This is a genomic window from Roseateles sp. (genome assembly GCF_047654785.1).
Classification (GTDB): domain Bacteria; phylum Pseudomonadota; class Gammaproteobacteria; order Burkholderiales; family Burkholderiaceae_C; genus Pelomonas.
Map to the genome: position 1 here is coordinate 126,388 of NZ_JASGKQ010000001.1, position 22,772 is coordinate 149,159.

The following is a 22,772-nucleotide window of genomic DNA, read 5'->3' on the forward strand; positions in this document are numbered from 1 at the left end:
GCATTCTTACCCAGCCGCCGCCGGCGGGGCGGCGTTCAGTCCAGGTTCCAGCCCTCGATGACGAAGCGCAGCCGGCCGCGGATGCCGGGGTGGGTGGGCCGGAGCTTGCCGTTGGCGCCGAGGGTGCCGCTGTCGAAGGGCACGCTGACCTCGATGCGGCCGGCCTGCAGCTGCGTGGGCGTGATCTCGGTGTCGGCCATGGCGACGCCCGCGTCCTGCCAGGCGTACTTGACCTTCCAGGCGTCGCTGCCGCTGCCGTCGGCGGGCGGCACCATTTCCAGGATCAGCGCGTTGCGGAACAGGTAGCCGCCCTCGAAGTGCTCGTTGAGCCACAGGCGGCGCTCGATCTCGTAGTCCGGCGCGCGCACGCCCACCGTCATGCCGTAGGCGAGCGAGCGGCGGCGCTTGTTGACGCGGCCCCAGTTGGCCAGGAACACGGTGCTGAGGTATTGGCTGCGGTCGTTCTGCCAGTCGGCGTGGGCGACGCAGGCGACGGAGTCTTCCTCCGCGGTGCGCCGCGTCAGGCTCCAGAGCTTGCCGCGCGGCGAGGCCAGCAGCTCGATCTGGTACAGCGCGTTGACGGCGCGGCCGGCGTCGGCGGCCTTCTGCACCGCGTCGGGCAGGCGGATGTCGTCGATCTCCAGCCACAGGTCCACGCGCACGTCGCCGAACAGGAAGCGCGTCAGGTTCTGGAAGCCTTCCTCGCTGTTGACGATGCCGAAGTGGCCCGAGTGCGCGCGGTAGACGAAGGCCTTGGCGCAGGGCTCGGTGATGTTGTTGGCGGCGTCCAGCCCGTGCAGCGTGGCGTTGGCGATCTTGACCAGGCCGTCGCTGCCGTGGCCGACGAAGGTGCGCGCCGCGCCGGCTGCGGCTTCGTAGTCCAGCCGGTTGGTGCCCACCAGCGTGAACACGCGCCGCGCCGGGAAGCGCGCCTCGGGGATCAGATCCACCCGGTGGTGGCGCTGCGCGGCGGCGGCCAGGTCCAGGTAGGCCGGCATGCGCCGGTCGCGGTCGAAGTTGTCGATGTCGTTCAGGCTCAGCCACGACGGGATGTTGTGCCCCAGCACGTCGATGCCGTTGTGCGGCGTGGCGTAGGTGAAGAACTTGTCGACGTGCCGGGCCGTGCCCTCCGTGTCCAGCGCGGCGTTCTGCAGGAAGGCGCGGCAGACCAGCCCGCCCATCGAGTGGGCGACGAGGTAGCAGCGGAAGTCGGCCGGCGCGATGCCGTTGGCCGGGTTGGCGCACACCAGGTCGCGCACGCGGGCCACCAGCCGCGACAGGCCGCGGGCGAAGTCCTCGATGGACGGCGTCCTGCCGCTGCCGAGCGTGGAGGACGCGGCGTCGTAGTAGCGGTAGATGACGATGCTGCGGCTGCCCAGCCGGTTGCCGGTGGGCTTGCCCAGCGCGTCGGCCTCCCACTCGGGGTCGACGATGTCGTGGCCGTCCTCGTAGACGTCCTGGTAGCCGTACTCCGACACCAGCCGCACCACCGGCGACTCGAACACGTGCTTGCGCGGGCGCTCCTGCTTGTCGGGCACGGCGCGGTACATCGTCGAGCCGAGGTTGAAGCCGCAGAAGGGGTCGGCCGTGGTGTCGTCGATCTCGCCGCGCGTCATCGCGTAGCCGCGCACGTAGATGATGGGCTGGAAGGGGGCGTCGGGCGTGGGCATGGCGGGGGCTCGCAGGGACGGGTGGCGCCACCATAGTCCGCGGGCGGTGCGCCGGCCAGTGCCGGGGCCGCGGGGCGTCATCAATCCGCCGGAGCGCCGGGTGCGGTGGGTTCCAATAGCGCTCCGATGCGCACCGACATGAGCCCCGACCCGAGCGACCGTCCCGCCCTGCGCCGCGACCTGCTGGCCGCGCGCCGCGCGTTCGCGGCCACGCCCGCCTTCCTCTCCGCCCAGGCCGCGCTGGCGGCGCCGCTGGCCGCGCTGCTGGCCCGGCTGGAGCCCGGGCTGCTGGGCGTGTACTGGCCGCTGGCCGGCGAGTTCGACCCCGGCGCGCTGCGCTGGCCGCGCGCGCTGCCGTTCGCGCGGCGCGAGCCCGCCGGCATGGCCTACCGCCGCTGGGACGGCGGCGCCCCCGCCGCGCGGGACGAGTGCGGCATCGCCACCGCCGGCGGCGCCGTGGCCGTGCCCGACGTGGTGCTGGTGCCCTGCGTGGGCTTCACGCGCGCGGGCTTCCGGCTGGGCTACGGCGGCGGCTATTTCGACCGCTGGCTCGCCGCCCACCCGGGGGTGACCGCCATCGGTGTGGCATGGTCGGGGGGCGAGGTGGACTTCGCCGTCGAGGCCCACGACCGTGCCCTGACGCTCATCCTCACCGAGCGCGAACTCATCGCCCCCGACTGAATGGAGCCCCGCCAAGATGCACGACGGCATGACGCTGATCTCGACGCTGGCCGCCGCCTTCGGCCTGGCGCTGGTGCTGGGCCTGCTCGCGCAGTGGGCGCGGCTGCCGGCGCTGGTGGGCTATCTGCTGGCCGGCGTGCTGATCGGGCCGCACACGCCGGGCTACGTGGGCGACGTGCACCTGGCGCAGCAGCTCTCCGAGGTGGGCGTGATGCTGCTGATGTTCGGCGTCGGCCTGCACTTCTCGGTCGGCGACCTGATGTCGGTCAAGGGCATCGCGCTGCCCGGCGCGCTGGTGCAGATCGCGACGGCCACCGTCATGGGGGCCGGGCTGGCGCGCTGGTGGTGGGGCTGGGACTTGGCGGCCGCGCTGGTGTTCGGCCTGGCGCTGTCCACCGCGAGCACGGTGGTGCTGCTGCGGGCGCTGGAGTCGCGCGAGCTGCTGAACACCGGCAATGGCCGCATCGCGGTGGGCTGGCTGGTCGTCGAGGACCTGGCGATGGTGGTGGCGCTGGTGCTGATGCCGGTGCTGGGTGGCGCCCCGGGCGCGGCGCCGGCCGGCGCGGACCTGGCCGTCACCATCGTCATGACGTTGCTGGCCGTCAGCGCCTTCGTCGCGGTGATGCTGGTGGCCGGCCGGCGCCTGCTGCCCTGGCTGCTGTGGCAGGTCAGCCGCACCGGCTCGCGCGAGCTGTTCACGCTGGCCACCGTGGCGGCGGCCGTCGGCCTGGCGGTGGGGGCGGCGGCGCTGTTCGGCGTCAGCGTCGCGCTGGGCGCCTTCTTCGCCGGCCTGGTGCTGCGCGAATCGGCCTTCAGCGAGCGTGCGGCGCGCGAGAGCCTGCCGCTGCGCGACGCTTTCGCGGTGCTGTTCTTCGTGTCGGTGGGCATGCTGTTCGACCCGCGCGTGCTCATCGAGCAGCCGCTGGCCGTGCTGGCGACGCTGGCCGTCATCCTGATCGGCAAGACGCTGGCCGCCGGTGCGCTGGTGCTGCTGCTGCGCTACCCGCTGTCCACCGCGCTGACGGTGGCGGTGAGCCTGGCGCAGATCGGCGAGTTCAGCTTCATCCTGCTGGGGCTGGGGCAGAGCCTGAACCTGGTGCCGCCCGAGGCCGCCAGCCTGGTGGTGGCGGGCGCCATCGTCTCCATCGCGCTGAACCCGCTGCTGTTCTCGGGCGTGGAGCCGCTGCGCCGCTGGGTGCTGGCGCGCTCCGGCTGGGCGCGCCGGCTGGAGGCCCGCGACGACCCGCTGGCCGAGCTGCCGGCCGACACGCCGCACACCGCGCTGGCCGGCCAGATCGTGCTGGTGGGCCACGGCATCCTGGGCGCGGCGCTGCGGGAGCAGCTGGGCGCGCGGCCGCTGGTCATCATCGACCGCGACCGCGACGTCGTCGAGAAGCTGCGCGCCAGCGGCCAGGCCGCCGTGCTGGGCGAGGCGGCGGAAGCGATGACGCTGGTGCAGGCCCACATCGCGCAGGCCGCGTGGCTGATCGTCGCGGTGTCCGACGTGCGCGGCGTGCCGGCCATGCTGGACCTGGCGCGCCAGCTCAACCCCGCGCTGCGCTGCGCGGTGGTGACCGATTCCGACGAGGAGGCCAAGTGGCTGAAGGAGGCCGGCGCCACCCACGTGCTGCGCGCGCAGCAGGCGCTGGCGCGGGCGCTGGCGCAGGTGGTCAGCGAGGCGTCGGCGGAGGCCGCGCCCGCGCACTGAGCCGCGCACCGGCGCTCAGACGCTGGCCAGCTGCGTCCGCGTGACGGCGGCCTGCGCGCGCACCCAGTCGGCGAACTGCTGCACCTCCGGCCGGCGCGCGGCGCCGGGGCCGACGGCCAGCCAGTAGCTGTAGGGGCTGCCCAGCCGCCCCGCCTTGCCGAAGGGCTCGACCAGTTCGCCGCGCTGCAGGTGCTCGTGCACCATCGGCAGCCGCGCCAGCGCGACGCCCTGGCCGGCCAGCGCGGCCTGGACCTGCTGGTAGGTGAAGTTGAAATACATCCAGCGCAGCGGCTGCAGGTCGGGCTCGCGCTGGCGGGTCAGCCAGTGCCGCCAGGACAGGAACTGGGCGCTGGGCCGCGGGTCGTCCTCCTCGGTCAGCGCGTGGGCGGCCAGGTCGGCCGGGCGGCGCAGCACCGGCAGCCGGCCATTGCGCGTGCTCTCGGCATACCAGGGGCTGACGGCGGGCGACACGGTCTCCTCGAACATCAGCTCGGCCGGCGCCGTCAGGCTGGCCTCGGCGACGTAGCGCAGCGCCAGGTCGTGCTCGCCGTCCTCCAGCTCGGTGATGCCGTCCTGCGCCGAGACGCGGATGTCGATGTCCGGGTGGTGCTTCTGGAACTCGCACAGCCGCGGGATCAGCCACAGCGACGCGAAGGAGGCGAAGGTCGTCACGTTGACGACGCGCCGGCCGCGCGCGCGGCGGATTCTGGCGCACCGCCAGGTCCAGCCGCGACAGCACGGCCACGGCGGTCGGCAGCAGCTGCGCGCCGTCGCCCGACAGCTCGACCTTGCGCGTGCCGCGCAGGAACAGCGTGCAGCCGATCTCCTCCTCCAGCGCCTGGATCTGGCGGCTGACGGCGGACTGCGTCAGGCTCAGCTCCTCGGCCGCCGCGCGGAAGGACAGCAGCCGGGCCACGGCCTCGAAGGCGCGCAGCGGGCCGATCGACAAGGGGCGCTGGCGCATCGGCTGATTCATGCGCGGATGGTATCAATCGGCGCGGCGCATTCATTGGACCGCCAGGAGGGCGCTCAGCAGAATTCCGGCCATGTTTCCGGGAGTGCCTTCATGAGTGATGCGCAATCGACATGGCATCTGGCCGGCGGCCGGGCGCTGACGCTGGCCGGCGGCGCCGAGGCGCGCTGCCTCGCGGTGGCCCGCGGCCGGGTGTGGCTGACGCTGTCCGGCACGGCCGAGGCGCCGGCCGAGGACACCTGGCTGGAGGCCGGTGAGGCCGTGGCGCTGGCGCCGGGCCAGGTGGCGGTGCTCGAGGGCTGGCCGGCGGCGGACTTCGAGCTGCGGGTGCCGCCCGGTTCAGCGCCCGCGCGCCGGGGGTTTCTGGGCGGCCGGCTTTTTGGCGGCGGGCTTCTGGGCCGCTGAGCCTAAATCCGGCAGTTGGGCATGCCCGAGGGGCTGGCGAGGCGGGTTGCTGGCAAGGCGCGACGACGCTGCGGGCTCATGCCCGCGAGGAGGAGCAACGCCGCCAGCGGCCCGCCGCGCCAGACCAGCGGGCATGCAGCGCTGCCCACCGACGTGGTGATTTCCGCATGGGCGACAAGGTGTTGAAACACCCGTGCTTTCGATGAATGGCAAGCGGTCAACTGCCGGATTTAGGCTGAGGGGGCCGGCCGCTTCGCGTTCGCCGCCCGCAGGGCCGCCTCGAAGGCCAGCCGCGCCCAGGGCCGCATCAGCGGCGGCGACTCCAGCGCCTCCTCGGGCGGGCGGTAATAGCCCGTCGCGGTGTGCCGGCCGTCCCGGGTGGGGTAGCTGAAGGGCACGCCGCCGGCCGCGACGAAGCGCTCGCGGGTCGCGTCGTCCACCTTCAGGAAGAGCTGGCCGCCGTCGATGAGGGCCATGAAGAGGCCGTCCACGTAGACGCCCCGGCCGCCGAACATCGCGCGGGTGCGCACCGGGCCCAGCGGCGACAGCAGCTCGATGCAGAGGTCGGTGAAGGCGTCGCCCATGCCTCGGGAATGTAAGCTCGCCCGCATGGATGCGAACGACCGCGCCGTGATCCGGCACAAGCTGATCGAACAACGCCTCGCGCTGCCCGACCGCCTGGCGCGCGCGGCCGAGTTGCAGGAGGTGCTGCGCGTCTGGCTGCTGCGGCGGCGCGAGACGACCATCGGCGCCTACTGGCCCATCAAGGGCGAGTTCGACCCGCTGCCCGCGCTGTACCGCTGGGGCGAGGACCACCCGGAGCGCCGCATCGGCCTGCCGGTCGTGGACAAGACCCACGGCACGCTGCGCTTCCACGTCTGGTATCCCGGCTGCCCGATGGAGGAGGACGCCTTCCGCATCCCTAAGCCCAAGGGGACGGAGGCCTTCGAGCCGCAGCTGATGCTGGTGCCCTGCCTGGGCTTCGGCCCCTGCGGGCTGCGGCTGGGCTATGGCGGCGGCTTCATGGACAAGACGCTGGCCGGGCTGAGCCCGCGCCCGGCCGCCGTGGGCATCGGCTATGCGCACGGCTTCCTGCCGCTGCTCAAGCCCAGCGCGCTGGACGTGGCGCTGGACGCGATGCTGACGGAGGAGGGCGTCGTATGGGACGCGCAAGGCGGCTAGCGCTGCTGCAGCTGCTGGCCGCCGCGGCGCTGCCCGGCTGGGCGGCCGAGGCGCCGCCGCTGCGCCGGCCCTGGCCGCGCCGCCGGCCGCTGCCCGCCGTCGCGCTGCCGGGCCTGGACGGCCCCGGCTGGCGCAGCGCCGAGGCCCGGGGCGTGGCCACGCTGCTGAACTTCTGGGCCAGCTGGTGCGAACCCTGCCGCGCCGAGATGCCGTCGCTGCAGCGGCTGGCGGCCGCGCATGCGGGGCGGCTGGCGGTGGTCGCCGTCAACTTCCGCGAGACCGAGGCGGCGCTGCGGCGCTACCTCGCCGCGTCGCCGCTGGCGCTGCCGGTCGTGCGCGACGTGGACGGCGCCGCGGCCCGGGCCTTCGGCGTCGGCATCTTCCCCGGCACGGTGGCCATCGGCCGCGACGGGCGCGTGGCCTTCACGCTGGCCGGCGCGGCCGACTGGCAGGCCGCCCCGGTGCGGGACTGGATTGCGGGGCTGCTTTGAGACAATCCCGCCCTCTCGAAAGGACCTGCCCATGACCCCGATGAAACGCCGCCGCCTCCTGCAAGCCAGCCTGCTCGCGGGCCTGCCCGCCTTCGCCGCCGCGCAGGAGCGCCGCTTCGAGCCGCGCCCGCAGGGCTGGCGCACCTTCGACGTGACGACCACGGTGCAGCTGAAGGACGCCGCCGCCGCGTCCACCGTCTGGCTGCCGCTCGCGTCGCTGGACACGCCCTGGCAGCGCACGCTGGACACGCAGTGGACGAGCAACGGCGGCGAGCTGCGGCTGGCCGCCGACGGCGACACCGGCGCGCGCGTGCTGGTGGCGCAGTTCGGCGCCGACCGCGCCACGCCCACGCTGACGCTGACCCAGCGCATCCAGACCCAGAACCGCGCGGTGGACTGGCAGGCCCGCAGCGCCGACGCGACCTCGGCCGAGGAACTGCGCCGCTGGGTTGCGCCCAGCAGCCTGATCGCGACGGACGGCATCGTCCGCAAGGTCGCGCAGCAGATCACGGCCGGCGCGCGCAGCGACCGCGAGAAGGCGCAGCGCATCTACGACTGGGTGGTCGTCTCCACCTACCGCGACCCCAAGGTGCGCGGCTGCGGCGTCGGCGACATCAAGACCATGCTGGAGACCAACAACCTCAGCGGCAAATGCGCCGACCTGAACGCGCTCTTCGTCGGCCTGTGCCGCGCGGCCGGCCTGCCGGCGCGCGACATCTACGGCGTGCGCCTGGTGCCCAGCGCCTTCGGCTACCGCGAGCTGGGCGCCAACCCGGCCAGCCTGAAGGGCGCGCAGCACTGCCGCGCCGAGGTCTGGCTGAAGGGCCACGGCTGGGTCGCGATGGACCCGGCCGACGTGGCCAAGGTGATGCGCCAGGAAACGCCCGAGTGGATCAAGGACGCCGGCCACCCCCTCGTCACGCCGGTGCGCAAGGCGCTGTTCGGCAGCTGGGAGGGCAACTGGATGGGCTACAACAGCGCCAGCGACGTGGCGTTGCCGGGCGCCAGGCAGCCCAGGCTGGGCTTCCTGATGTACCCGCAGGCCGAGGTCGGCGGCGTCGCGCGCGACCCCTACGCGCCGGATGACTTCAGCTACCAGATCACGGCGAAAGAAATCGCCGGCTGATGATGGGCGCCGCGTCCACGCCCGCCCGCACGGCCTCGGGCTCGCTCGCGCTGGCGGGCCTGACGGCGCTGCTGGCGTCCAGCTGCTGCGTGCTGCCGCTGGCGCTCGCGCTGCTGGGCGTGTCGGGCGCGTGGATGAGCCGGCTGCGCGTGCTGGAGCCGTATTCGGCGGCGCTGATCGCGCTGTCCTTCGCCGCGCTGGCGCTGGCCGCGTGGCGGCTGTTCCGCCCGGCCGCGGCCTGCGCGCCGGACGGCGCCTGCCGCGCCGCGCAGCCCGCCGCGCGGCGCTGGTTCTGGCTCGTCGCGCTGCTGGCGCTGCTGCCGCTGGCCGTGCCGCTGCTGGCGCCCTTTTTCTACTGACGGGACTGCCATGACCCTCCGCCCCCCCCTGATCGCGCTGGCCCTGCTGTGCAGCGCCAGCGGCGCGTTCGCCGCGCTCCGCCAGGTGAAGCTCACCGTGCCGACGATGGACTGCGCGACCTGCCCGGTGACCATCCGCGTCGCGCTGCTGAAGGTGCCGGGCGTCACCCGGGCCGTGGTCAGCTACGAGCGCCGCGAAGCCCGCGTGACCTATGACGACAGCAAGACCGACGTCGCCGCGCTGACCCGCGCGACCGACGGCGTTGGCTACCCCTCCTTCCAGGCGGACTGAATGAGCCTCTACCTCGACCACCTCGCCACGCTGCAGGCCCAGGCGGATAGCGCGCTGGCGCGCACCGGCTTCGATGCGCTGCTGATCGCCTCGGGCATCGAGAAGTTCGCCTTCCTCGACGACCGGCCCTACCTCTTCCAGCCCAACCCGCACTTCAAGCACTGGCTGCCGCTGACGAACCACCCGCACTCGTGGCTCGCGGTGCGGCCGGGCCGGCGGCCGCGGGTCGTCTACTACCAGCCCGACGACTACTGGCATGTGCCGCCCAGCGCGCCCGGCGGCGAGTGGGTGGACGCGGTGGAGCTCGTCGTCATCCGCGAGCCCGAGGCGGCGGCGAAGGCGCTGGCCGACTGCGTGACGCCGCGCACCGCCATCCTCGGCGAGGCCGACGCGGCGCTGCCCGGCCTGGTGCCGAACAACCCCGAGCCGCTGCTGAACCTGCTGCACTGGGCGCGCGGCGTGAAGAGCCCGTATGAGCTGGCGCAGATGCGCGCCGCGCAACGCCGCGCGGTGCCGGGCCACCTCGCGGCGCGCGACGCCTTCCTGGCCGGCGCGAGCGAGGCCGAGATCCACCGCGCCTACCTGGCCGCCACCGGCCACACCGACCGCGACCTGCCCTACGGCAACATCATCGGCCTCAACGAGCATGCGGCCGTGCTGCACTACCAGTACCAGGACGAGGCCCGCCCGGCCGAGCCGCGCAGCTTCCTGATCGACGCCGGCGCGCAGGTGAACGGCTATGCGAGCGACATCACGCGCACCTGGGTCGCCCCGGGCCACGAGGAATTCGCCGCGCTGGTCGCCGCGCTGGAGCGCGAGCAGCTCGGCCTGGTGGACGAGGTGCGCGAGGGCGTGGACTACCGCGACATCCACCTGAGCACGCACCGCCGCATCGCCCGCGTGCTGCGCGAGGCCGGCGTCGTCGACATGGGCGACGAGGCGATGGTGGCCGAGGGTGTCACCCGGCCCTTCTTCCCGCACGGCATTGGCCATCTGCTCGGCCTGCAGGTGCACGACGTGGGCGGCTTCATGGCCAGCGAGCAGGGCGGCGTGGCGGACAAGCCCGCGGGCCACCGCTACCTGCGCCTGACGCGGCCGCTGCAGGCCGGCATGGTGGTCACCATCGAGCCGGGGCTGTACTTCATCCCGATGCTGCTGCGCGAGCTGCGCGCGTCGCCGCAGGCGGGCCGCGTGGACTGGGCGGCCGTGGACCGGCTGTCGCGCTACGGCGGCATCCGCATCGAGGACGACGTGGCCTGCCGCGCGGGCGGCGCGGTGGCGGAGAACCTCACGCGCGACGCGTTCGCGGCGGGCGCGTGATGAAAGCGGCGGCCCTCGCGCTGGGGCTGGCCTGCGCGGCGGCCCTGCCTGCGGCCGCCGTGGAGCTGGTGCTGCCCTGCGTGGACGCCGCCGGCCGGCCCGTGGCCGGCACGGTGGTGAAAGCCATCCGTGACGATTTCAGCGGCGAGCCCGTCAGTGCCCTGGCGCACGAGGGCGCATGCCGCATCGAGCTGCCTGCGCAAGCCTGGTTCGTGAAGGCCGAGGCGCCCGGCCTGCGCGCCACCGTCGTCCGTGTGGTGGCGGGCGCGGCGCCGGGGCGCGTGCTGCGGCTGCTGCCGCTGTCCGGCCAGGATGCCGGGTGGCAGCGGCAACTGCGGCAGATGGCCGAGCGCGACCAGGTGGTGCGCCACGCACTGGGCGAGGCGCAGCAGCAGGGCGACGCGGCCCGCATCGCCCAGGCGGAGCGGGACATGGCCGCGGCGGACGACGCCCATCGCGCGCAACTCGCGCGGTGGCTGCAGGCGCGGGGCTTTCCCCGCGTCGCCGATGTCGGCATGGACGGCGTGGGCGACGCCTGGCTGCTGCTGCAGCACGAACCCGGGCTGATGGCGCCCTACCTGGACGACCTGCGCGCCGCCGTGGCGGCGGGCGAGCTGGCACGCGCCAACCTCGCGCTCAGCGAGGACCGCATCGCCCTGGTGCAGGGCCGGCCGCAGCGCTATGGCAGCCAGTTGAGCAGGGGAGCGGGCGGCCGGCTGGCGCTGCATCCGCTGGTGGACGCGGAGCAGGTGGACACCTGGCGCGCGGAGATGGACCTGGAGCCGCTGGCGGCCTACCTGGCCCGGTTCCCCCGCTGACCCGGCGCGCCGGCGCCGGCCGTCGGCAGCTCAGAAGCGCATGTCCGCTCGCAGCGAGATGACGCGGAAGGTCTTGTTGCGCGACCAGCTTTCGGTCAGGTATTCGTGCTGGGTGACGCTGTGGGTGCTGAGGCCTTCGGAGCGTGACTCGGCGTCGCGCGGGGTCAGGTTGGCCATGGACAGCCGCCAGTTGACGCCGTCGCGCACCGCGCCGCTGCTCCAGGACAGGTAGGCGTCGAACTGGCGGCGGGCGGTCTCGTCGCGGCGCAGCGTCTCGGTCACCTGCTCGCGGGTGGCCGGCACGTAGTTGGCGTTGAAGCCGCTGCCGAAGTTCAGGCCCCAGGCCTTCCAGCGGTGGTCGATGCCGAAGTTCAGGCTGCCCTTGGGCTGCTGGTCCAGCCGGTTGTTGCTGCCCGGGAGGCCCCGCACGGTGTTCTTGAACAGCGCGAAGTTGAAGCGCAGCAGCATCATCTGCAGTTCGGCCGGCGCATCTTCCCAGAGTTCGTCCATGCGGGCCTTGAACTCGAACTCCAGCCCCATGCGGCGCGCGCTGCCCATGTTGCGCGGGCGGCTGACCCAGCGCTGGGCGGTGTCCCAGCTGACGGTCTCCAGCAGCACCTGGCTGCGGATCAGGTTCTTGACGTCGCGCACGAAGGCGCTGGCGGACACGATGCCGCCGGTCGGCAGCCAGTGCTCCAGGCTCAGGTCCACGCCGGTGGCCAGCTCGGGCTTGAGGTCGGGGTTGCCGGCACGGTCGGCGTGGGTCTGGTAGTTGGGGCCGTCGGGGTAGGTGGTGTTGATGCTGGGGCGGGCGGCCAGGTCGTTGAGGCTGGGCGCGCGGTAGCTGCGCGTGAGCGCCAGGCGCACCTGGTCTTTGGGGAAGGCCTCGGGCTTCCACAGGATGTGGAACAGCGGCGAGGTGACCTGCGAGACGTTGCGCGTCTCGGGCAGGCTGCCGGCGGCGGCCACGGTGGTTTCGATGCGCTCGTAGCGCAGGCCGGCGTAGAAGGCCCATTGCCGGCTCGGGCTCCACTCGTCCTGCGTGAAGGTGGCGAAGCGCTGGTTGCGCGTGCCCAGCGTGTTGCCGAAGCGCACCAGACCCGGCAGCACGGCGCCGTTGACCAGGGTGTCGACCACCTGGGTGCGCTGGCTGCGCTCGGCTTCGGCGCCGGTGACCCATTGGTGCTCCTGCGCGGTCTTCAAGCTCCAGCGGCCGTTGAGGCTGGTCTGGTTTTCCTGGGCCGAGTTGCGGTCCTGCTGCACGCGCTCGGTGGTGACGCCGTCGAGGGTCAGCGTGTCGCGGCGGTCGCTGTTGCGGGTGTTCTTGGAGGTGCCCGTGCCCAGGCGCAGGCTGAAGCTCTCGCCTGGCCGGGGCCGGTAGTCGGCCGACAGGTTGAGGCGCAGGTTGTGGTTGCGGGCGTCGTTTTCGCCGTGGACGTCGCGCAGGCGCGTGCCTACGGCGTCGTATTGGCTGCTGCCTTCGTTCTGCGACAGGAAGAACGACGGCGAGAGGTTGAAGTTCAGCGTGTCGCTGTACCGCCAGCGCAGCCGGGCATTGCCGTTGAGGCTGGTGTTCTGGCTCTCGCTGGTGCCGAGCTGCGTGGTGGCTTCGATGACCTGGCCGGTCTCGGTGTCGGTGATGCGGTTGCCCGAGTCGACGTTGTTGAAGAAGCGGCGGACGGCGCCGTTGGTGGAGACGGCGCCGACGAACTCGTCGCCGTTGGGGCCGCCCCATTTCAGGTTGCGCGTCCAGCTGGCATCGACCTGGGGCTCGTTGCGGTCCCAGCCGACGCCCAGGCGCACTTCGTGGTTGGACTTCTGCAGCGGCTCGCGCAGCACGATGTTGATGGTGCCGGCAATCGCCCGCGTGCCGGTGGCGGCGGTGGGCGCGCGGTAGATCTCGATGCGCTCGATCTGGTCGGGCGGCAGCTCTTCCACCGCGAAGCCGGGCGGCGGGCGTTCCTCGTCGATGAGGATCTGCGTGGCGCCGCCGCCCATGCCGCGCATGCGGATGTCGCCGCCGCGGCCCGGGCGGCCGCCGCCCAGCGTGACGCCGGGCAGGCGGCGCAGCACGTCGCCGAGCACGACGTCGCCGTATCTCTCCAGGTCCTCGCGCTCGATGACGATCTTGCTGGCCGTGCTGTTGCGGCGCCGGCTGTTCGCGGTGGGGCCGCTGCTGACCTCCACGCGCTCCAGCCTGTTGCCGGCCGCTCCGGCGCTGCCGTCTGCCGTGGCCGGCGTGCCCGCAGGGGCGGTGGCAGGGGCGGCCGCAGGGGAGGTGGGGGCGGCAGGCGGGGGCGGCGTCTGGGCCGCGCTGCCCGCCCAGGCGCACAGCGCGGCCGGCGCAAGAAGGAGGCGGCTCATGGCCGCGCATTCTTGCGGGTCATGCCCACGTAAAGCAGGCATTTACATGATCAGAAGCGCCAGCCGAGGCCCACGCTGGCCAGCGTCGGGTTGACCTTGAACTTGCCGGCTGCGGCGCCCTTGGCATAGACGGTGGTGCCGAGCTGGACCTTCTTCACGTCGAAGTTCAGGTACAGGCCCTGGCCGATCGCCACGTCCACGCCGGCCTGCACCGCGCCGCCCCAGCTGCTGTGCTTGATGCTGGGCTCCAGCGCCGCCTGCACGGCGGGCGCGAAGCGCACGGACGAGAAGTTCGTGTAGTTCACGCCCGCGCCCACGTAGGGCCGCACGCTGCCGGCGGGGTTGAAGTGGTACTGCAGCGTCAGCGTGGGCGGCAGGTGCTTGAGCGAGCCGATCTCGGTGCTGCCCGAATAGAGCTTGTGCTTCTGCGGGTAGGTCAGGATCAGCTCGGCCGCGAGGTTGGGCGCGAAGAAGTAGCTGATGTCGACCTCGGGGATGGTCTTGTCGTTGATCGACAGGCCCAGGCCGGTGCTGTCCTTGTTGGCGGAATCCAGGTTCACGGCGCGCACGCGCACGAGCAGCGGGCCTTCGTCGGCGAGGGCGGGTTGCAGGGCGGCTGCGGCGGCCAGCAGGACGGCGGCTTGGATGGATTTCATGCAATGGGCTCCAGGGAAATGGGACGGGGTCCCGATGGAGGCATTGCACGCCGCCGGGCGCGCGGCGGGTTTGACGCGGCACAAGGGCGCGCCGTGCGGTGCGGCGGCCGATGCGCCGGCTTGCGCTGCATCAAGGCCGGCGCGTGGAGAGTGCGGCGTTTGCGCAACGTTGGCTGCTTCTCCAGGGGGGCGGGTTGGGCGCCGGGACACGGAGCATCAGGGCCACCCGCCCTCCTGCGCCCCGCCCAACGCCACGAACGCGCAATGCGCGAAGGGCCAAAAAGAAAGGGGCGCTGACGCGCCCCTTGGTGAAGTGCCCGGTCAGGGCGCCGTTCAGGCCGCCTTGCGCTGGCGAAGACGGCGGTGGCCGCCGACGGCCAGCAGGCCTGCGGCCAGCATCAGCCAGCTTTCGGGTTCCGGCACGGCCGGGATGGCCGGCACGCCGCCCACGTAGCCGTTCTGGTGGATTTCGCTGAGCTGCGTCAGGCTCTTGACGAACACGCCGCCTTCCAGGTTGGAGGCGCCGCCCGGGTTGCTGATGGCCGCGTCGGGCGCCAGGATGGAGCCGCCGAACTGCGCGTTGAAGGTGATCTGGCTCGCGTCGTAGAAGTTCCAGAGCAGCTTGCTGCCCAGGTTGACGGCGCTGCCGCCCAGGAAGTTGGCGCCCAGCGAGCCGGTGGTCAGGTCGCTGTTCAGCACCACGGAGTTCACGCCGGCGCCGAGGACGAAGTCGAACTCGGTGGCCGAGGTCAGCGCGGCCGACAGGCCGGCCAGGTCGAACACCGCGACGCCGTCGTTGCCGGCGACGGCCGTGAAGGTCAGCTTGCCGAAGCCGTTGTTGGTCACCGTGCTGCCCGTGGCGCCCAGTGCCTTGTAGGCGTCGGACGCGCCATGCAGCACGGCGCTGAAGTCGGTGGCCTGGGCCGTGCTGGCCGCTTGCTGGCCGACGGCGCTGCTCAGGCCGTGGGCGACGCCGCCACCGTTGACGTTCACGTTGGTGAAGGTGCCGGCGACGGCGGTGCCGCCCTGGACTTCGGAATTGCTGAAGTTGCCGAGCACGGTGGCGCCGCCCTTGACGCGCACCTTGCTGGCGTCGCCCAGCACGGTCAGGCCGGCGAAACCGGCGTAGCCGGCGGCGTTGTGCTGGTTGGGCTCGCCGTATTCCCACTGGCCGGCCGGGCCGGTCAGGTTGCCGCCGACGAAGGTCAGGCCTTCGACGTGGTCGGGGCCGCCGGCCATGACGAAGTCGCCCAGCGTGACGACGTTGAAGTTCTGGATGATCTGCGTGGCGGTGAGCGACTGCGCTTGGGCGCCGAGGCCGGCGAGCGAGAGCAGGGCGGTGGCCAGCAGGCGGGCGACGGGAGTGCGGCGAACAGGGTGCATGGAGGTCCTTTTTTCTTGGCTGACTGGGGATGGAGCGGGACTCTACTGGGCCGCAAGCCACCCCTGGCTGGGGGGCGCCCCGCAGTCGCGGGGGAGGCGGTGGGCACTTTGCAACACCTGCCGCCGGGTCGCCTCCAAGTGGGTCGGAAACTCCCCGCCGCGGTGCGCGTGCGCCCCCGGATGGCGCCTTGCGCGCTGTGCTTCAGCGGCCCAGCCCGAGCCGCCGGCACAGCTCCAGCGCCAGCCCGGACTGGTTGAGCGTGTAGAAGTGGATGGCCGGCGCGCCGCCGGCGATCAGCCGCTCGCAGAGCTTCGTGACGACGTCCAGGCCGAAGGCGCGGATGGCGGCGCTGTCGTCCATGAAGCCTTCCATCTTCATCTGCACCCAGCGCGGGATCTCGATGCCGTCGCGCTGCGCGAACTGGGCGATGCGGCCATAGTTGTGGAAGGGCATGATGCCCGGCACGATGGGCTGGGTGACGCCGAGCCGGCGCGCCTCGTCGACGAAATGGAAATAGGCGTCGGCGTTGAAGAAGAACTGCGTGATCGCGCCGTCGGCGCCGGCGCGCATCTTGTCGGCGAAGTGCTGCAGGTCGCGCGCCGCATAGCGCTGCTGCGGGTGGACCTCGGGGTAGGCGGCGACCTCGATGCGCCAGTCCGGCCCTTGCGTCTCCCGGACGAAGCCGACCAGCTCGGACGCATAGCGGAACTCGCCGGCCGTCGCGGTGCCGCTGGGCAGGTCGCCGCGCAGCGCGACGACGCGGCGGATGCCGCGCTCGCGGTAGGTGGCCAGGATCTCGGCGATGTTCTCGCGCGTGGAGCCGACGCAGGACAGGTGCGGCGCGGCCTCGAAGCCGGCGCCGGCGATGTCCATCACGGCGGCCAGCGTCTTGTCGCGCGTGGAGCCGCCCGCGCCGTAGGTGACGCTGAAGTACTGCGGCCGCAGCGTGCCCAGCTCCTGCACGACGGCCTTGAGCTTGTCGACGCCGACCGGCGTGTTGGGGGGGAAGAATTCAAACGAGACGGGAGTGCTCATCGGGACGCATGTAGAAAGAATTCGCGGTTGCCATCACCGCCGGTGATGGGGCTGTCGAAGTAGTCCAGCACCTTGAGCCCGAGGGCCGTGCAGGCCAGGCGCACGCGGGCTTCCAGCGCGGGAAAGCCGGCCTCGTCCTTGACCAGCCCGCCCTTGCCCAGCGCGTGCGGCCCCAGTTCGAACTGCGGCTTGACGAGCACGAGCAGGTGGCCGTGGACTTCGAGCCAGGGCAGCAGTTGCGGCAGGCTGCCGACCATGGAGATGAAGCTGAGGTCGCCGACGATGAGCGTGAAGCCGCCGGTCGGCGCGTGCGGGCGCAGCGCGCCCAGTTCGCGCACGTGCAGGCCTTCCAGCGCGGTCACGCGCGCGTCGGCGCGCAGCTTCGGGTGCAGCTGCGCGTGGCCCACGTCCACGCCGACGACGCGGCGCGCGCCGTGCGCCAGCAGGCAGTCCGTGAAGCCGCCGGTGCTCTGGCCCACGTCCAGCGCGGTGTGGCCGGCCACGTCCAGGCCGGTACGCCTGAGCGCGCCTTCGAGCTTGAGTCCGCCGCGCGACACGTAGCGCAGCTCGGCGTCGTCGGTGATGCGCAGCTGCGCCGTCTCGGGCAGGTCCTCGCCGGCCTTCTTCAGCGCGGCCCAGCCGCCGGGCGCGGCCCATTCGGCGGCGCCGTTCTGGATGAGCCGCTGCGCGGCCGAGCGCGTCGGCGCCAGGCCCTGGGCGACGAGGAGCTGGTCAGCGCGCATCGTCGAAATGGGCCTGCGCGGCGTCGCCGAGCTTGCGGTCGAAGGTGGCCAGCGGCGCGCGCAGCTGGATGGCGAGCCACAGGTAGGCGGCGTCGTAGGCCGACAGGCCGTAGCGCTGGCCCAGCTCGAACTGCCCGACCGCGTCGGTGTCGTGGTGCGCGATGGCCTGCATCTGGTAGTCGCGTAGCCCCTCCAGCGCGGCGACGGCGGGTTCGCCGCGCCGCACCTTGGTCAGCGCCACCTGGGCGAGCTCGTGGCGCAGCAGCGTCGGCGCGTGCAGCGCGTGGCCGGCCATGCGCTGCTCGGCCTGGGCCCGCTCGGGCTCGTCGAACAGCACGGCCGCCAGCAGGCTGCAGTCCACCACCAGCGGCGGCCGGACCCGGTACAGGGGTGAGGGCTCGGCGACGTAGATCATCGGCCGTGGCGGCTGTCGCGCATCTGCCGCACGATGTCGGCGCCGCTCGGGATGTCGGCAGGCCGGGCGGGCAGCGCCGCATAGCGCGCGCTGACGCGGCGGCTGATGTCCTCGATGCCGAGGCCGCCCTGTGCCGCGGCGGCTGCGGCCTCGGCGCGGGCCGGCGGCGCCTCGTGCCCCGCTTCAAGCACCGCCCGCTCCACCAGCGCCATCAGCTCGCCCTGCAGCGAGCGGTGGTTGCGCTCGGCGCGCAGGCGCAGGCGCTCCGCCCACTCGTCGGGCACGGATTTGATGGACAGGTTCACGCTCATGGAGGCTCCTTGGCAATCGATCGGCTCCATTTTGGAGTCGATCTGGCGCCATCTCAATAGCGATAGCTGTCCGGCTTGTACGGGCCGGCCTTGGGCACGCCGATATAGGCGGCCTGCTCGTCGGTCAGCTCGGTGAGCTGGGCGTTCAGCGTCGTCAGCTGCAGCCGGGCGACCTTCTCGTCCAGGTGCTTGGGCAGCACGTAGACCTTGCCGATGTCGTAGGCGTCCCGGTGCGCGAACAGCTCGATCTGCGCGATGGTCTGGTTGGCGAAGCTGCTGCTCATCACGTAGCTCGGGTGGCCGGTGCCGCAGCCCAGGTTCACGAGGCGGCCCTTGGCGAGCAGGATGATGCGCTTGCCGTCCGGGAAGATCACGTGGTCCACCTGCGGCTTGATCTCCTCCCAGCGATAGCCCTCCAGCGAGGCGACGTCGATCTCGTTGTCGAAGTGGCCGATGTTGCAGACGATGGCGTTGTTCTTCATCGCCGCCATGTGCTCGTGGCGGATGACGCTCTTGTTGCCGGTGGTCGTCACGAAGATGTCGGCCTTGTCGGCGGCGTATTCCATCGTCACGACGCGGTAGCCCTCCATCGCCGCCTGCAGCGCGCAGATGGGGTCGATCTCGGTCACCCAGACCTGGGCCGACAGCGCGCGCAGCGCCTGGGCCGAGCCCTTGCCCACGTCGCCGTAGCCGGCCACGACGGCGATCTTGCCGGCCACCATCACGTCGGTGGCGCGCTTGATGCCGTCCACCAGGCTCTCGCGGCAGCCGTAGAGGTTGTCGAACTTGCTCTTGGTGACGGAATCGTTGACGTTGATCGCGCGGAACAGCAGCGTGCCCTTGGCGGACATTTCCTTCAGCCGGTGCACGCCCGTGGTGGTTTCCTCGGTCACGCCGATGATCTCGGCGCTCTTGCGCGTGTACCAGCCGGCGTCCTCGGCGAGCTTCTTGCGGATGGCCGCGAACAGCACGCGCTCCTCCTCGCTGCCCGGGTGGTCGAGCACCGACGCGTCCTTCTCGGCCTTCTGGCCCAGGTGCATCAGCAGCGTCGCGTCGCCGCCGTCGTCCAGGATCATGTTGGGGCCTTCGCCCGCTTGGCCCTTGCCGGCGAATTCGAAGATGCGGTGCGTGTAGTCCCAGTAGTCCTCCAGCGTCTCGCCCTTGTAGGCGAACACCGGCGTGCCGACGGCGGCCAGCGCGGCGGCGGCGTGGTCCTGGGTCGAGAAGATGTTGCACGAGGCCCAGCGCACCTGCGCGCCGAGCGCCTGCAGCGTCTCGACCAGCACGGCCGTCTGGATCGTCATGTGCAGCGAGCCGGCCACGCGCGCGCCCTTCAGCGGCTGGCTGGCGGCGTATTCCTTGCGGATGGCCATCAGCGCCGGCATCTCGTGCTCGGCGATGGCGATTTCCTTGCGGCCCCAGTCGGCCAGCGACAGGTCCTTGACGATGTGGGCGGGTGCGGTCATGCGGGCTCCTTCAGGCGAACGGGGCCGCTGGGCATGGCACGGGCGGGATGAGTCCTCACCCAGGCACGGTCGGCCAGCGGGTGAGCGCGGTTGCGGGGGGATGGGTTCCGAGCCTGGCCTCAAGGGTGCTGAGGTCGCAACGCTCCTCGGAAGCCCCGCATTCTAGGCGGGGCGCTGCCGCGGCCCGAGCCGGGCCTTCAGGTTCGGGGGTGGTTGAGGCGCGGTGTGCGTGACATCATGCCGCGCAGTTCAACGCCCCGAAGGAGAAATCCATGAACGCAAAGATGGCCGTGCTGGCGCTCGTGTTTGGTGGGGCGGTGACGCCATCGGCGCAGGCGGCGCAATTCCAGGCCAACAGCAACGCGGGGGTGGAGTTGAGCATCCTCAATCAGCGGCTGGGCGATCCGCGCGCCGACAGCGGCGCCAGCCCGGTCGCGACGGACTCGCGGGCCACGCTCGCCGCCTACGGGCAGAGCGGTTCGACCCATGCCGCCGCGTCGGCCGAAGCCGGCGCCCTGCACGCCTTTGCGACCGGGCGGGCGGTGAACCCGGAAAACTACAGCGGCGGCGTCAACACGGGCAGCTCCGCCAGCGCCGCGTTCGGGGACAGCTTCATCCTGCAGGCGGCGGGCTACGGCGCCGGCACCGTGGCCTGGGTGACGGCGACGGTGCGGATCGACGGCGCCGTCATGCAGCACGAGGGGGAGGGCGAGTACCGCTATGCCCAGCGCTGGTGGGCGGACCTGACGGTGGGCAGCAGCCTCAGCGGCTATGCCTGGTCGGGCTTCGAGTCGAACTACGTCAGCTGCGACGCCTGCTCCAACCACAGCAGCTTGGGCGAGAAGTCCGTGGGCTTCTACGCCGTCATCGGCGCGGCCAACGGCATCTCGATGAACCTGGGCGTCGAGAACAACATCTTCATGAACTTCGGCCCGGGCGGCTTCTCGTCCGGCACCATGGACCTGGGCGACACCTTCGCCTGGGGCGGCATCACCAGCGTCACGGTGGGCGGTGCCCCGGTCACCGAGTTCTCGGCGCTCAGCCCCGACACCGGCTTCGACTTCGCGGCCGGCTACCAGGCAGCCCCCGTGCCGGAGCCCGGTTCGGCCGCGCTGCTGGCCGCTGGGCTGCTGGTCCTGCCCTGGCTGCGCCGCAGGTGACTCAGCCGTTGCTGGACGCCAGCAAATCGTCGCCCGCGACGGACACGAGCGCCGGCCGTCCGACGATCAGCGGGTTCACCGAGCCGATGTGCTCCGGCCGGCGTTCCGGGTCGGGCTGCGCGCTCTAGACGGGCCCCACGGGGGGGCGGCACGCAGCAGCGCGATGTCCTGTTGCGGTGGCGTGCCAAAAAGTCGGCGGTATTCGCGGCTGAACTGCGACGGGCTTTCGTAGCCCACGCGATGCGCGGCACTTGCCGCGTCCAGCCCGTCGCCCAGCATCAGCTTGCGGGCCTGCTGCAGCCGCAGGTTCTTCTGGAACTGCAGCGGCGACAGTGCGGTCAACTGCTTGAAGCGCAGGTGCAGCGTTGACGGGCTCATGTGCGCCAGGCCGGCCAGTTCGTCGATGGACAGCGGCTCGGCGAAGCGGCACGTCAGCTGCTCGATGACCCGGTTCAACCGGCGCACCACGCCGTCGCCCCGCGCCAGCGCACGCAGCTGCGAGCACAGCGGGCCGGCCATGACGCGGTACAGGATCTCGCGCTGCACCAGCGGCGCCAGCGCCTTCAGATCCTGCGGATGGTCCAGCAGTTGCAGGAGGCGCAGCGCGGCGTCCAGCAGCGGGGCGGTGACCGGGGCGACGTGCAGGCCGGCATCGGCGCCTTCGGCCGGGCCGTCGCCGTCCAGCAGCAGTTCGGTCAGCGCCAGCGGCTCGCAGCTCAGGCGCAGGCACAGGTAGGGCTTGTCGGGGCGAGCCTCCAGCACCTGGCCGCGCGGCAGCATGGTCATGGGCACGAGCAGGCATTGCATCGCGTCGTACTGCAGCATGCGGTCGCCCAACTGCGCCCGCTTGCGGCCCTGCAGCACCAGCACCAGGCCGGGCTCGTAGACGGTGGGTACGGGCAGGGCCGGAGCGCTGGCGCGGATCAGCCGCAGCCAGGGGAGGGGGGTGGCGTGCACGCCGTCGCCGGGGGCATGGGCCAGGGCCAGCGCGACGGTGCGTTCGCGCAGCGCCGTCAGGTCGTCGTCGAAAGGCATGCGGGCGATTGTGCAAACACCCGGCTCAACCGTGCGGGCTCGGGCGGCATGCCTCGGAGGATTGGGCAAGCATGCGCCAGCTTTGTGCTGGGCAGGGCGGGGAGGCGGTTCCTAAGCTGCGGACCTTCCGTTGACGATCCCTTTCAAGGAGCTCCCTGATGACGCCCGCCCCACTTCCCCGCCGCCGCCTCGGCGCCCAAGGCCCCACCGTGTCCGCCCTCGGGCTGGGTTGCATGGGCATGTCCGAGTTCTACGGCCCGGCCGACGACGCGCGGTCGCTCGCCGTGCTGAACCATGCGCTGGACATCGGAATCAACTTCCTTGACACCGCCGACATGTACGGCGCTGGTGCCAACGAGCGCCTGCTGGCGCCGCTGCTGGCCGGGCGCCGTGAAGAGGTCGTGCTGGCGACCAAGTTCGGGCATGTGCGTGCGCCGGACGGCACGGTGCTCCGCATCGACGGCAGCCCGGCCCATGTGCGCGCGGCCTGCGACGCGAGCCTGCAGCGCCTGGGCGTGGACCACATCGACCTGTACTACCAGCATCGCGTCGACCCGGACACGCCCATCGAGGACACCGTGGGCGCGATGGCCGAGCTGGTGAAGGCCGGCAAAGTCGGGCACCTGGGCCTGTCCGAAGCCTCGGCCGCCACCCTCCGCCGCGCGCACGCGGTGCATCCCATCGCTGCGGTGCAGACCGAGTACTCGCTGTGGAGCCGCGACGTCGAAGCCGAGGTGCTGCCGACCTGCCGCGAGTTGGGCATCGCGTTGGTGCCGTACAGCCCGCTGGGCCGTGGCTTCCTGACCGGCGCGATCCGCTCGGTCGAGCAACTGGCCGCCGATGACCGCCGTCGCATCCATCCGCGCTTCCAGGGCGAGAACATGGCCCGCAACTTGGCGCTGGCCGATGCGCTGTCCATGCTGGCCCGTGACTGGGGCCACACGCCGGCGCAGCTGGCACTGGCCTGGCTGCTGGCGCAAGGTGACGACATCGTGCCCATTCCCGGCACGCGCAGTGCCGCGCGGATCGATGAGAACGCAGCCGCCGCGCACATCACGCTGGCGGCGGCGCAGCAGGACGGCATCGCCGCGCTGCTCGGCCGGCACGCCGTGGCAGGCACACGCTACCCGGCGGCGCAGATGACTGCGGTGAACGCCTGACCCCTCGGGCGTGCGCGG

The 22,772-nt window shown here is 72.2% G+C and carries 24 protein-coding genes, 1 pseudogene and 1 riboswitch; of the genes and pseudogenes, 12 read left to right on the top strand and 13 right to left on the bottom strand.

The window, feature by feature from the left end; all coding sequences use genetic code 11:
• Positions 1 to 35: 35 nt before the first annotated feature.
• Positions 36 to 1,670: an esterase/lipase family protein gene (locus tag QM788_RS00610; protein ID WP_415659549.1), complete on the bottom strand. Its 1,635-nt coding sequence runs from the start codon at positions 1,668 to 1,670 to the stop codon at positions 36 to 38.
• A gap of 126 nt (positions 1,671 to 1,796) precedes the next feature.
• On the opposite strand from QM788_RS00610, the gene QM788_RS00615 reads away from it, so the two are divergent.
• Together QM788_RS00615 and QM788_RS00620 are read left to right on the top strand one after the other, a co-directional pair.
• Positions 1,797 to 2,351 carry a 5-formyltetrahydrofolate cyclo-ligase gene (locus QM788_RS00615; protein WP_415659550.1) on the top strand — a complete coding sequence of 185 codons (555 nt, stop codon included), beginning with the start codon at positions 1,797 to 1,799 and terminating at the stop codon, positions 2,349 to 2,351.
• Positions 2,352 to 2,367: 16 nt separating this feature from the next.
• On the top strand, positions 2,368 to 4,059 hold the full coding sequence (locus tag QM788_RS00620; protein WP_415659551.1) for a cation:proton antiporter: 1,692 nt from the start codon (positions 2,368 to 2,370) through the stop codon (positions 4,057 to 4,059).
• A gap of 15 nt (positions 4,060 to 4,074) precedes the next feature.
• Here the strand turns inward: QM788_RS00620 and QM788_RS00625 are convergent, their stop codons facing one another.
• The gene (locus QM788_RS00625; RefSeq protein WP_415659552.1) at positions 4,075 to 4,731 is read right to left on the bottom strand and encodes a LysR substrate-binding domain-containing protein; all 657 of its coding nucleotides are present in this window, start codon (positions 4,729 to 4,731) and stop codon (positions 4,075 to 4,077) included.
• A gap of 154 nt (positions 4,732 to 4,885) precedes the next feature.
• Positions 4,886 to 5,035 (bottom strand): annotated as a pseudogene (locus QM788_RS00630) (LysR family transcriptional regulator); the annotation flags it as partial.
• A 90-nt stretch (positions 5,036 to 5,125) separates the two neighbouring features.
• Here QM788_RS00630 and QM788_RS00635 point away from each other — a divergent pair.
• On the top strand, positions 5,126 to 5,437 hold the full coding sequence (locus QM788_RS00635) for a DUF2917 domain-containing protein (protein ID WP_415660292.1): 312 nt from the start codon (positions 5,126 to 5,128) through the stop codon (positions 5,435 to 5,437).
• Between the two features lie 230 nt (positions 5,438 to 5,667).
• Here QM788_RS00635 and QM788_RS00640 read toward each other — a convergent pair whose 3' ends face one another.
• On the bottom strand, positions 5,668 to 6,021 hold the full coding sequence (locus QM788_RS00640) for a TfoX/Sxy family protein (RefSeq protein ID WP_415659553.1): 354 nt from the start codon (positions 6,019 to 6,021) through the stop codon (positions 5,668 to 5,670).
• Positions 6,022 to 6,046: 25 nt separating this feature from the next.
• Between QM788_RS00640 and QM788_RS00645 the strand changes: the two genes are divergently transcribed.
• From QM788_RS00645 to QM788_RS00675, 7 genes are read left to right on the top strand one after another with little or no spacing between them, the layout of a single operon-like run.
• Complete coding sequence (locus QM788_RS00645; RefSeq protein ID WP_415659554.1) at positions 6,047 to 6,619, top strand: 5-formyltetrahydrofolate cyclo-ligase; 573 nt, start codon at positions 6,047 to 6,049, stop codon at positions 6,617 to 6,619.
• On the top strand, positions 6,598 to 7,110 hold the full coding sequence (locus QM788_RS00650) for a TlpA family protein disulfide reductase (protein ID WP_415659555.1): 513 nt from the start codon (positions 6,598 to 6,600) through the stop codon (positions 7,108 to 7,110). Before QM788_RS00645 ends, QM788_RS00650 begins: the two co-directional genes overlap by 22 nt.
• Before the next feature lie 31 nt (positions 7,111 to 7,141).
• A complete protein-coding gene (locus tag QM788_RS00655; RefSeq protein WP_415659556.1) occupies positions 7,142 to 8,236 on the top strand; it encodes a transglutaminase-like domain-containing protein in 1,095 nt (364 codons plus the stop codon).
• Complete coding sequence (locus tag QM788_RS00660) at positions 8,236 to 8,595, top strand: mercuric transporter MerT family protein (RefSeq protein WP_415659557.1); 360 nt, start codon at positions 8,236 to 8,238, stop codon at positions 8,593 to 8,595. The genes QM788_RS00655 and QM788_RS00660 overlap by 1 nt, the downstream gene beginning before the upstream one ends.
• Before the next feature lie 10 nt (positions 8,596 to 8,605).
• Positions 8,606 to 8,887, top strand: coding sequence for a mercury resistance system periplasmic binding protein MerP (merP, locus tag QM788_RS00665; RefSeq protein WP_415659558.1), 282 nt, complete (start codon positions 8,606 to 8,608; stop codon positions 8,885 to 8,887).
• The gene (gene pepQ, locus QM788_RS00670; protein ID WP_415659559.1) at positions 8,888 to 10,207 is read left to right on the top strand and encodes a Xaa-Pro dipeptidase; all 1,320 of its coding nucleotides are present in this window, start codon (positions 8,888 to 8,890) and stop codon (positions 10,205 to 10,207) included.
• Positions 10,207 to 11,025: a DUF6624 domain-containing protein gene (locus QM788_RS00675; RefSeq protein WP_415659560.1), complete on the top strand. Its 819-nt coding sequence runs from the start codon at positions 10,207 to 10,209 to the stop codon at positions 11,023 to 11,025. Before pepQ ends, QM788_RS00675 begins: the two co-directional genes overlap by 1 nt.
• A gap of 30 nt (positions 11,026 to 11,055) precedes the next feature.
• Here QM788_RS00675 and QM788_RS00680 read toward each other — a convergent pair whose 3' ends face one another.
• The 8 genes from QM788_RS00680 to ahcY form a co-directional block, all read right to left on the bottom strand.
• Positions 11,056 to 13,389, bottom strand: coding sequence for a TonB-dependent receptor plug domain-containing protein (locus tag QM788_RS00680; RefSeq protein ID WP_415659561.1), 2,334 nt, complete (start codon positions 13,387 to 13,389; stop codon positions 11,056 to 11,058).
• Between the two features lie 50 nt (positions 13,390 to 13,439).
• Entirely contained in the window at positions 13,440 to 14,045 is a 606-nt protein-coding gene (locus QM788_RS00685; protein ID WP_415659562.1) for an OmpW/AlkL family protein, read from the bottom strand.
• Between the two features lie 333 nt (positions 14,046 to 14,378).
• The gene (locus QM788_RS00690; protein WP_415659563.1) at positions 14,379 to 15,428 is read right to left on the bottom strand and encodes a choice-of-anchor A family protein; all 1,050 of its coding nucleotides are present in this window, start codon (positions 15,426 to 15,428) and stop codon (positions 14,379 to 14,381) included.
• A 202-nt stretch (positions 15,429 to 15,630) separates the two neighbouring features.
• Positions 15,631 to 16,464: a methylenetetrahydrofolate reductase [NAD(P)H] gene (metF, locus tag QM788_RS00695; protein ID WP_415659564.1), complete on the bottom strand. Its 834-nt coding sequence runs from the start codon at positions 16,462 to 16,464 to the stop codon at positions 15,631 to 15,633.
• On the bottom strand, positions 16,461 to 17,207 hold the full coding sequence (locus QM788_RS00700) for a TlyA family RNA methyltransferase (protein ID WP_415659565.1): 747 nt from the start codon (positions 17,205 to 17,207) through the stop codon (positions 16,461 to 16,463). Before QM788_RS00700 ends, metF begins: the two co-directional genes overlap by 4 nt.
• A complete protein-coding gene (locus QM788_RS00705; RefSeq protein WP_415659566.1) occupies positions 17,197 to 17,622 on the bottom strand; it encodes a type II toxin-antitoxin system VapC family toxin in 426 nt (141 codons plus the stop codon). The genes QM788_RS00700 and QM788_RS00705 overlap by 11 nt, the downstream gene beginning before the upstream one ends.
• Positions 17,619 to 17,933, bottom strand: coding sequence for a FitA-like ribbon-helix-helix domain-containing protein (locus QM788_RS00710; RefSeq protein ID WP_415659567.1), 315 nt, complete (start codon positions 17,931 to 17,933; stop codon positions 17,619 to 17,621). Before QM788_RS00710 ends, QM788_RS00705 begins: the two co-directional genes overlap by 4 nt.
• Positions 17,934 to 17,986: 53 nt before the next feature.
• Positions 17,987 to 19,399, bottom strand: coding sequence for an adenosylhomocysteinase (gene ahcY / locus QM788_RS00715; protein WP_415659568.1), 1,413 nt, complete (start codon positions 19,397 to 19,399; stop codon positions 17,987 to 17,989).
• A 75-nt stretch (positions 19,400 to 19,474) separates the two neighbouring features.
• A riboswitch (S-adenosyl-L-homocysteine riboswitch) is annotated at positions 19,475 to 19,553 on the bottom strand.
• Positions 19,554 to 19,671: 118 nt separating this feature from the next.
• On the opposite strand from ahcY, the gene QM788_RS00720 reads away from it, so the two are divergent.
• Positions 19,672 to 20,559 carry a hypothetical protein gene (locus QM788_RS00720; RefSeq protein ID WP_415659569.1) on the top strand — a complete coding sequence of 296 codons (888 nt, stop codon included), beginning with the start codon at positions 19,672 to 19,674 and terminating at the stop codon, positions 20,557 to 20,559.
• Between the two features lie 75 nt (positions 20,560 to 20,634).
• On the opposite strand, the gene QM788_RS00725 is transcribed toward QM788_RS00720, so the two are convergent.
• A complete protein-coding gene (locus tag QM788_RS00725; protein ID WP_415659570.1) occupies positions 20,635 to 21,594 on the bottom strand; it encodes an AraC family transcriptional regulator in 960 nt (319 codons plus the stop codon).
• Between the two features lie 158 nt (positions 21,595 to 21,752).
• On the opposite strand from QM788_RS00725, the gene QM788_RS00730 reads away from it, so the two are divergent.
• On the top strand, positions 21,753 to 22,754 hold the full coding sequence (locus QM788_RS00730) for an aldo/keto reductase (protein WP_415659571.1): 1,002 nt from the start codon (positions 21,753 to 21,755) through the stop codon (positions 22,752 to 22,754).
• The last annotated feature ends 18 nt before the right edge of the window (positions 22,755 to 22,772 follow it).

Coding starts and splice junctions, on each gene's coding strand:
- QM788_RS00705 (WP_415659566.1), bottom strand. CDS start 17,622: ATGATCTACGTCGCCGAGCCCTCACCCCTGTACCGGGTCCGGCCGCCG.
- ahcY (WP_415659568.1), bottom strand. CDS start 19,399: ATGACCGCACCCGCCCACATCGTCAAGGACCTGTCGCTGGCCGACTGG.
- QM788_RS00650 (WP_415659555.1), top strand. CDS start 6,598: ATGGGACGCGCAAGGCGGCTAGCGCTGCTGCAGCTGCTGGCCGCCGCG.
- QM788_RS00730 (WP_415659571.1), top strand. CDS start 21,753: ATGACGCCCGCCCCACTTCCCCGCCGCCGCCTCGGCGCCCAAGGCCCC.
- QM788_RS00620 (WP_415659551.1), top strand. CDS start 2,368: ATGCACGACGGCATGACGCTGATCTCGACGCTGGCCGCCGCCTTCGGC.
- QM788_RS00655 (WP_415659556.1), top strand. CDS start 7,142: ATGACCCCGATGAAACGCCGCCGCCTCCTGCAAGCCAGCCTGCTCGCG.
- pepQ (WP_415659559.1), top strand. CDS start 8,888: ATGAGCCTCTACCTCGACCACCTCGCCACGCTGCAGGCCCAGGCGGAT.
- QM788_RS00690 (WP_415659563.1), bottom strand. CDS start 15,428: ATGCACCCTGTTCGCCGCACTCCCGTCGCCCGCCTGCTGGCCACCGCC.
- QM788_RS00720 (WP_415659569.1), top strand. CDS start 19,672: ATGAACGCAAAGATGGCCGTGCTGGCGCTCGTGTTTGGTGGGGCGGTG.
- metF (WP_415659564.1), bottom strand. CDS start 16,464: ATGAGCACTCCCGTCTCGTTTGAATTCTTCCCCCCCAACACGCCGGTC.
- QM788_RS00660 (WP_415659557.1), top strand. CDS start 8,236: ATGATGGGCGCCGCGTCCACGCCCGCCCGCACGGCCTCGGGCTCGCTC.
- merP (WP_415659558.1), top strand. CDS start 8,606: ATGACCCTCCGCCCCCCCCTGATCGCGCTGGCCCTGCTGTGCAGCGCC.
- QM788_RS00700 (WP_415659565.1), bottom strand. CDS start 17,207: ATGCGCGCTGACCAGCTCCTCGTCGCCCAGGGCCTGGCGCCGACGCGC.
- QM788_RS00615 (WP_415659550.1), top strand. CDS start 1,797: ATGCGCACCGACATGAGCCCCGACCCGAGCGACCGTCCCGCCCTGCGC.
- QM788_RS00725 (WP_415659570.1), bottom strand. CDS start 21,594: ATGCCTTTCGACGACGACCTGACGGCGCTGCGCGAACGCACCGTCGCG.
- QM788_RS00680 (WP_415659561.1), bottom strand. CDS start 13,389: ATGAGCCGCCTCCTTCTTGCGCCGGCCGCGCTGTGCGCCTGGGCGGGC.
- QM788_RS00610 (WP_415659549.1), bottom strand. CDS start 1,670: ATGCCCACGCCCGACGCCCCCTTCCAGCCCATCATCTACGTGCGCGGC.
- QM788_RS00675 (WP_415659560.1), top strand. CDS start 10,207: ATGAAAGCGGCGGCCCTCGCGCTGGGGCTGGCCTGCGCGGCGGCCCTG.
- QM788_RS00645 (WP_415659554.1), top strand. CDS start 6,047: ATGGATGCGAACGACCGCGCCGTGATCCGGCACAAGCTGATCGAACAA.
- QM788_RS00635 (WP_415660292.1), top strand. CDS start 5,126: ATGAGTGATGCGCAATCGACATGGCATCTGGCCGGCGGCCGGGCGCTG.
- QM788_RS00710 (WP_415659567.1), bottom strand. CDS start 17,933: ATGAGCGTGAACCTGTCCATCAAATCCGTGCCCGACGAGTGGGCGGAG.
- QM788_RS00640 (WP_415659553.1), bottom strand. CDS start 6,021: ATGGGCGACGCCTTCACCGACCTCTGCATCGAGCTGCTGTCGCCGCTG.
- QM788_RS00685 (WP_415659562.1), bottom strand. CDS start 14,045: ATGAAATCCATCCAAGCCGCCGTCCTGCTGGCCGCCGCAGCCGCCCTG.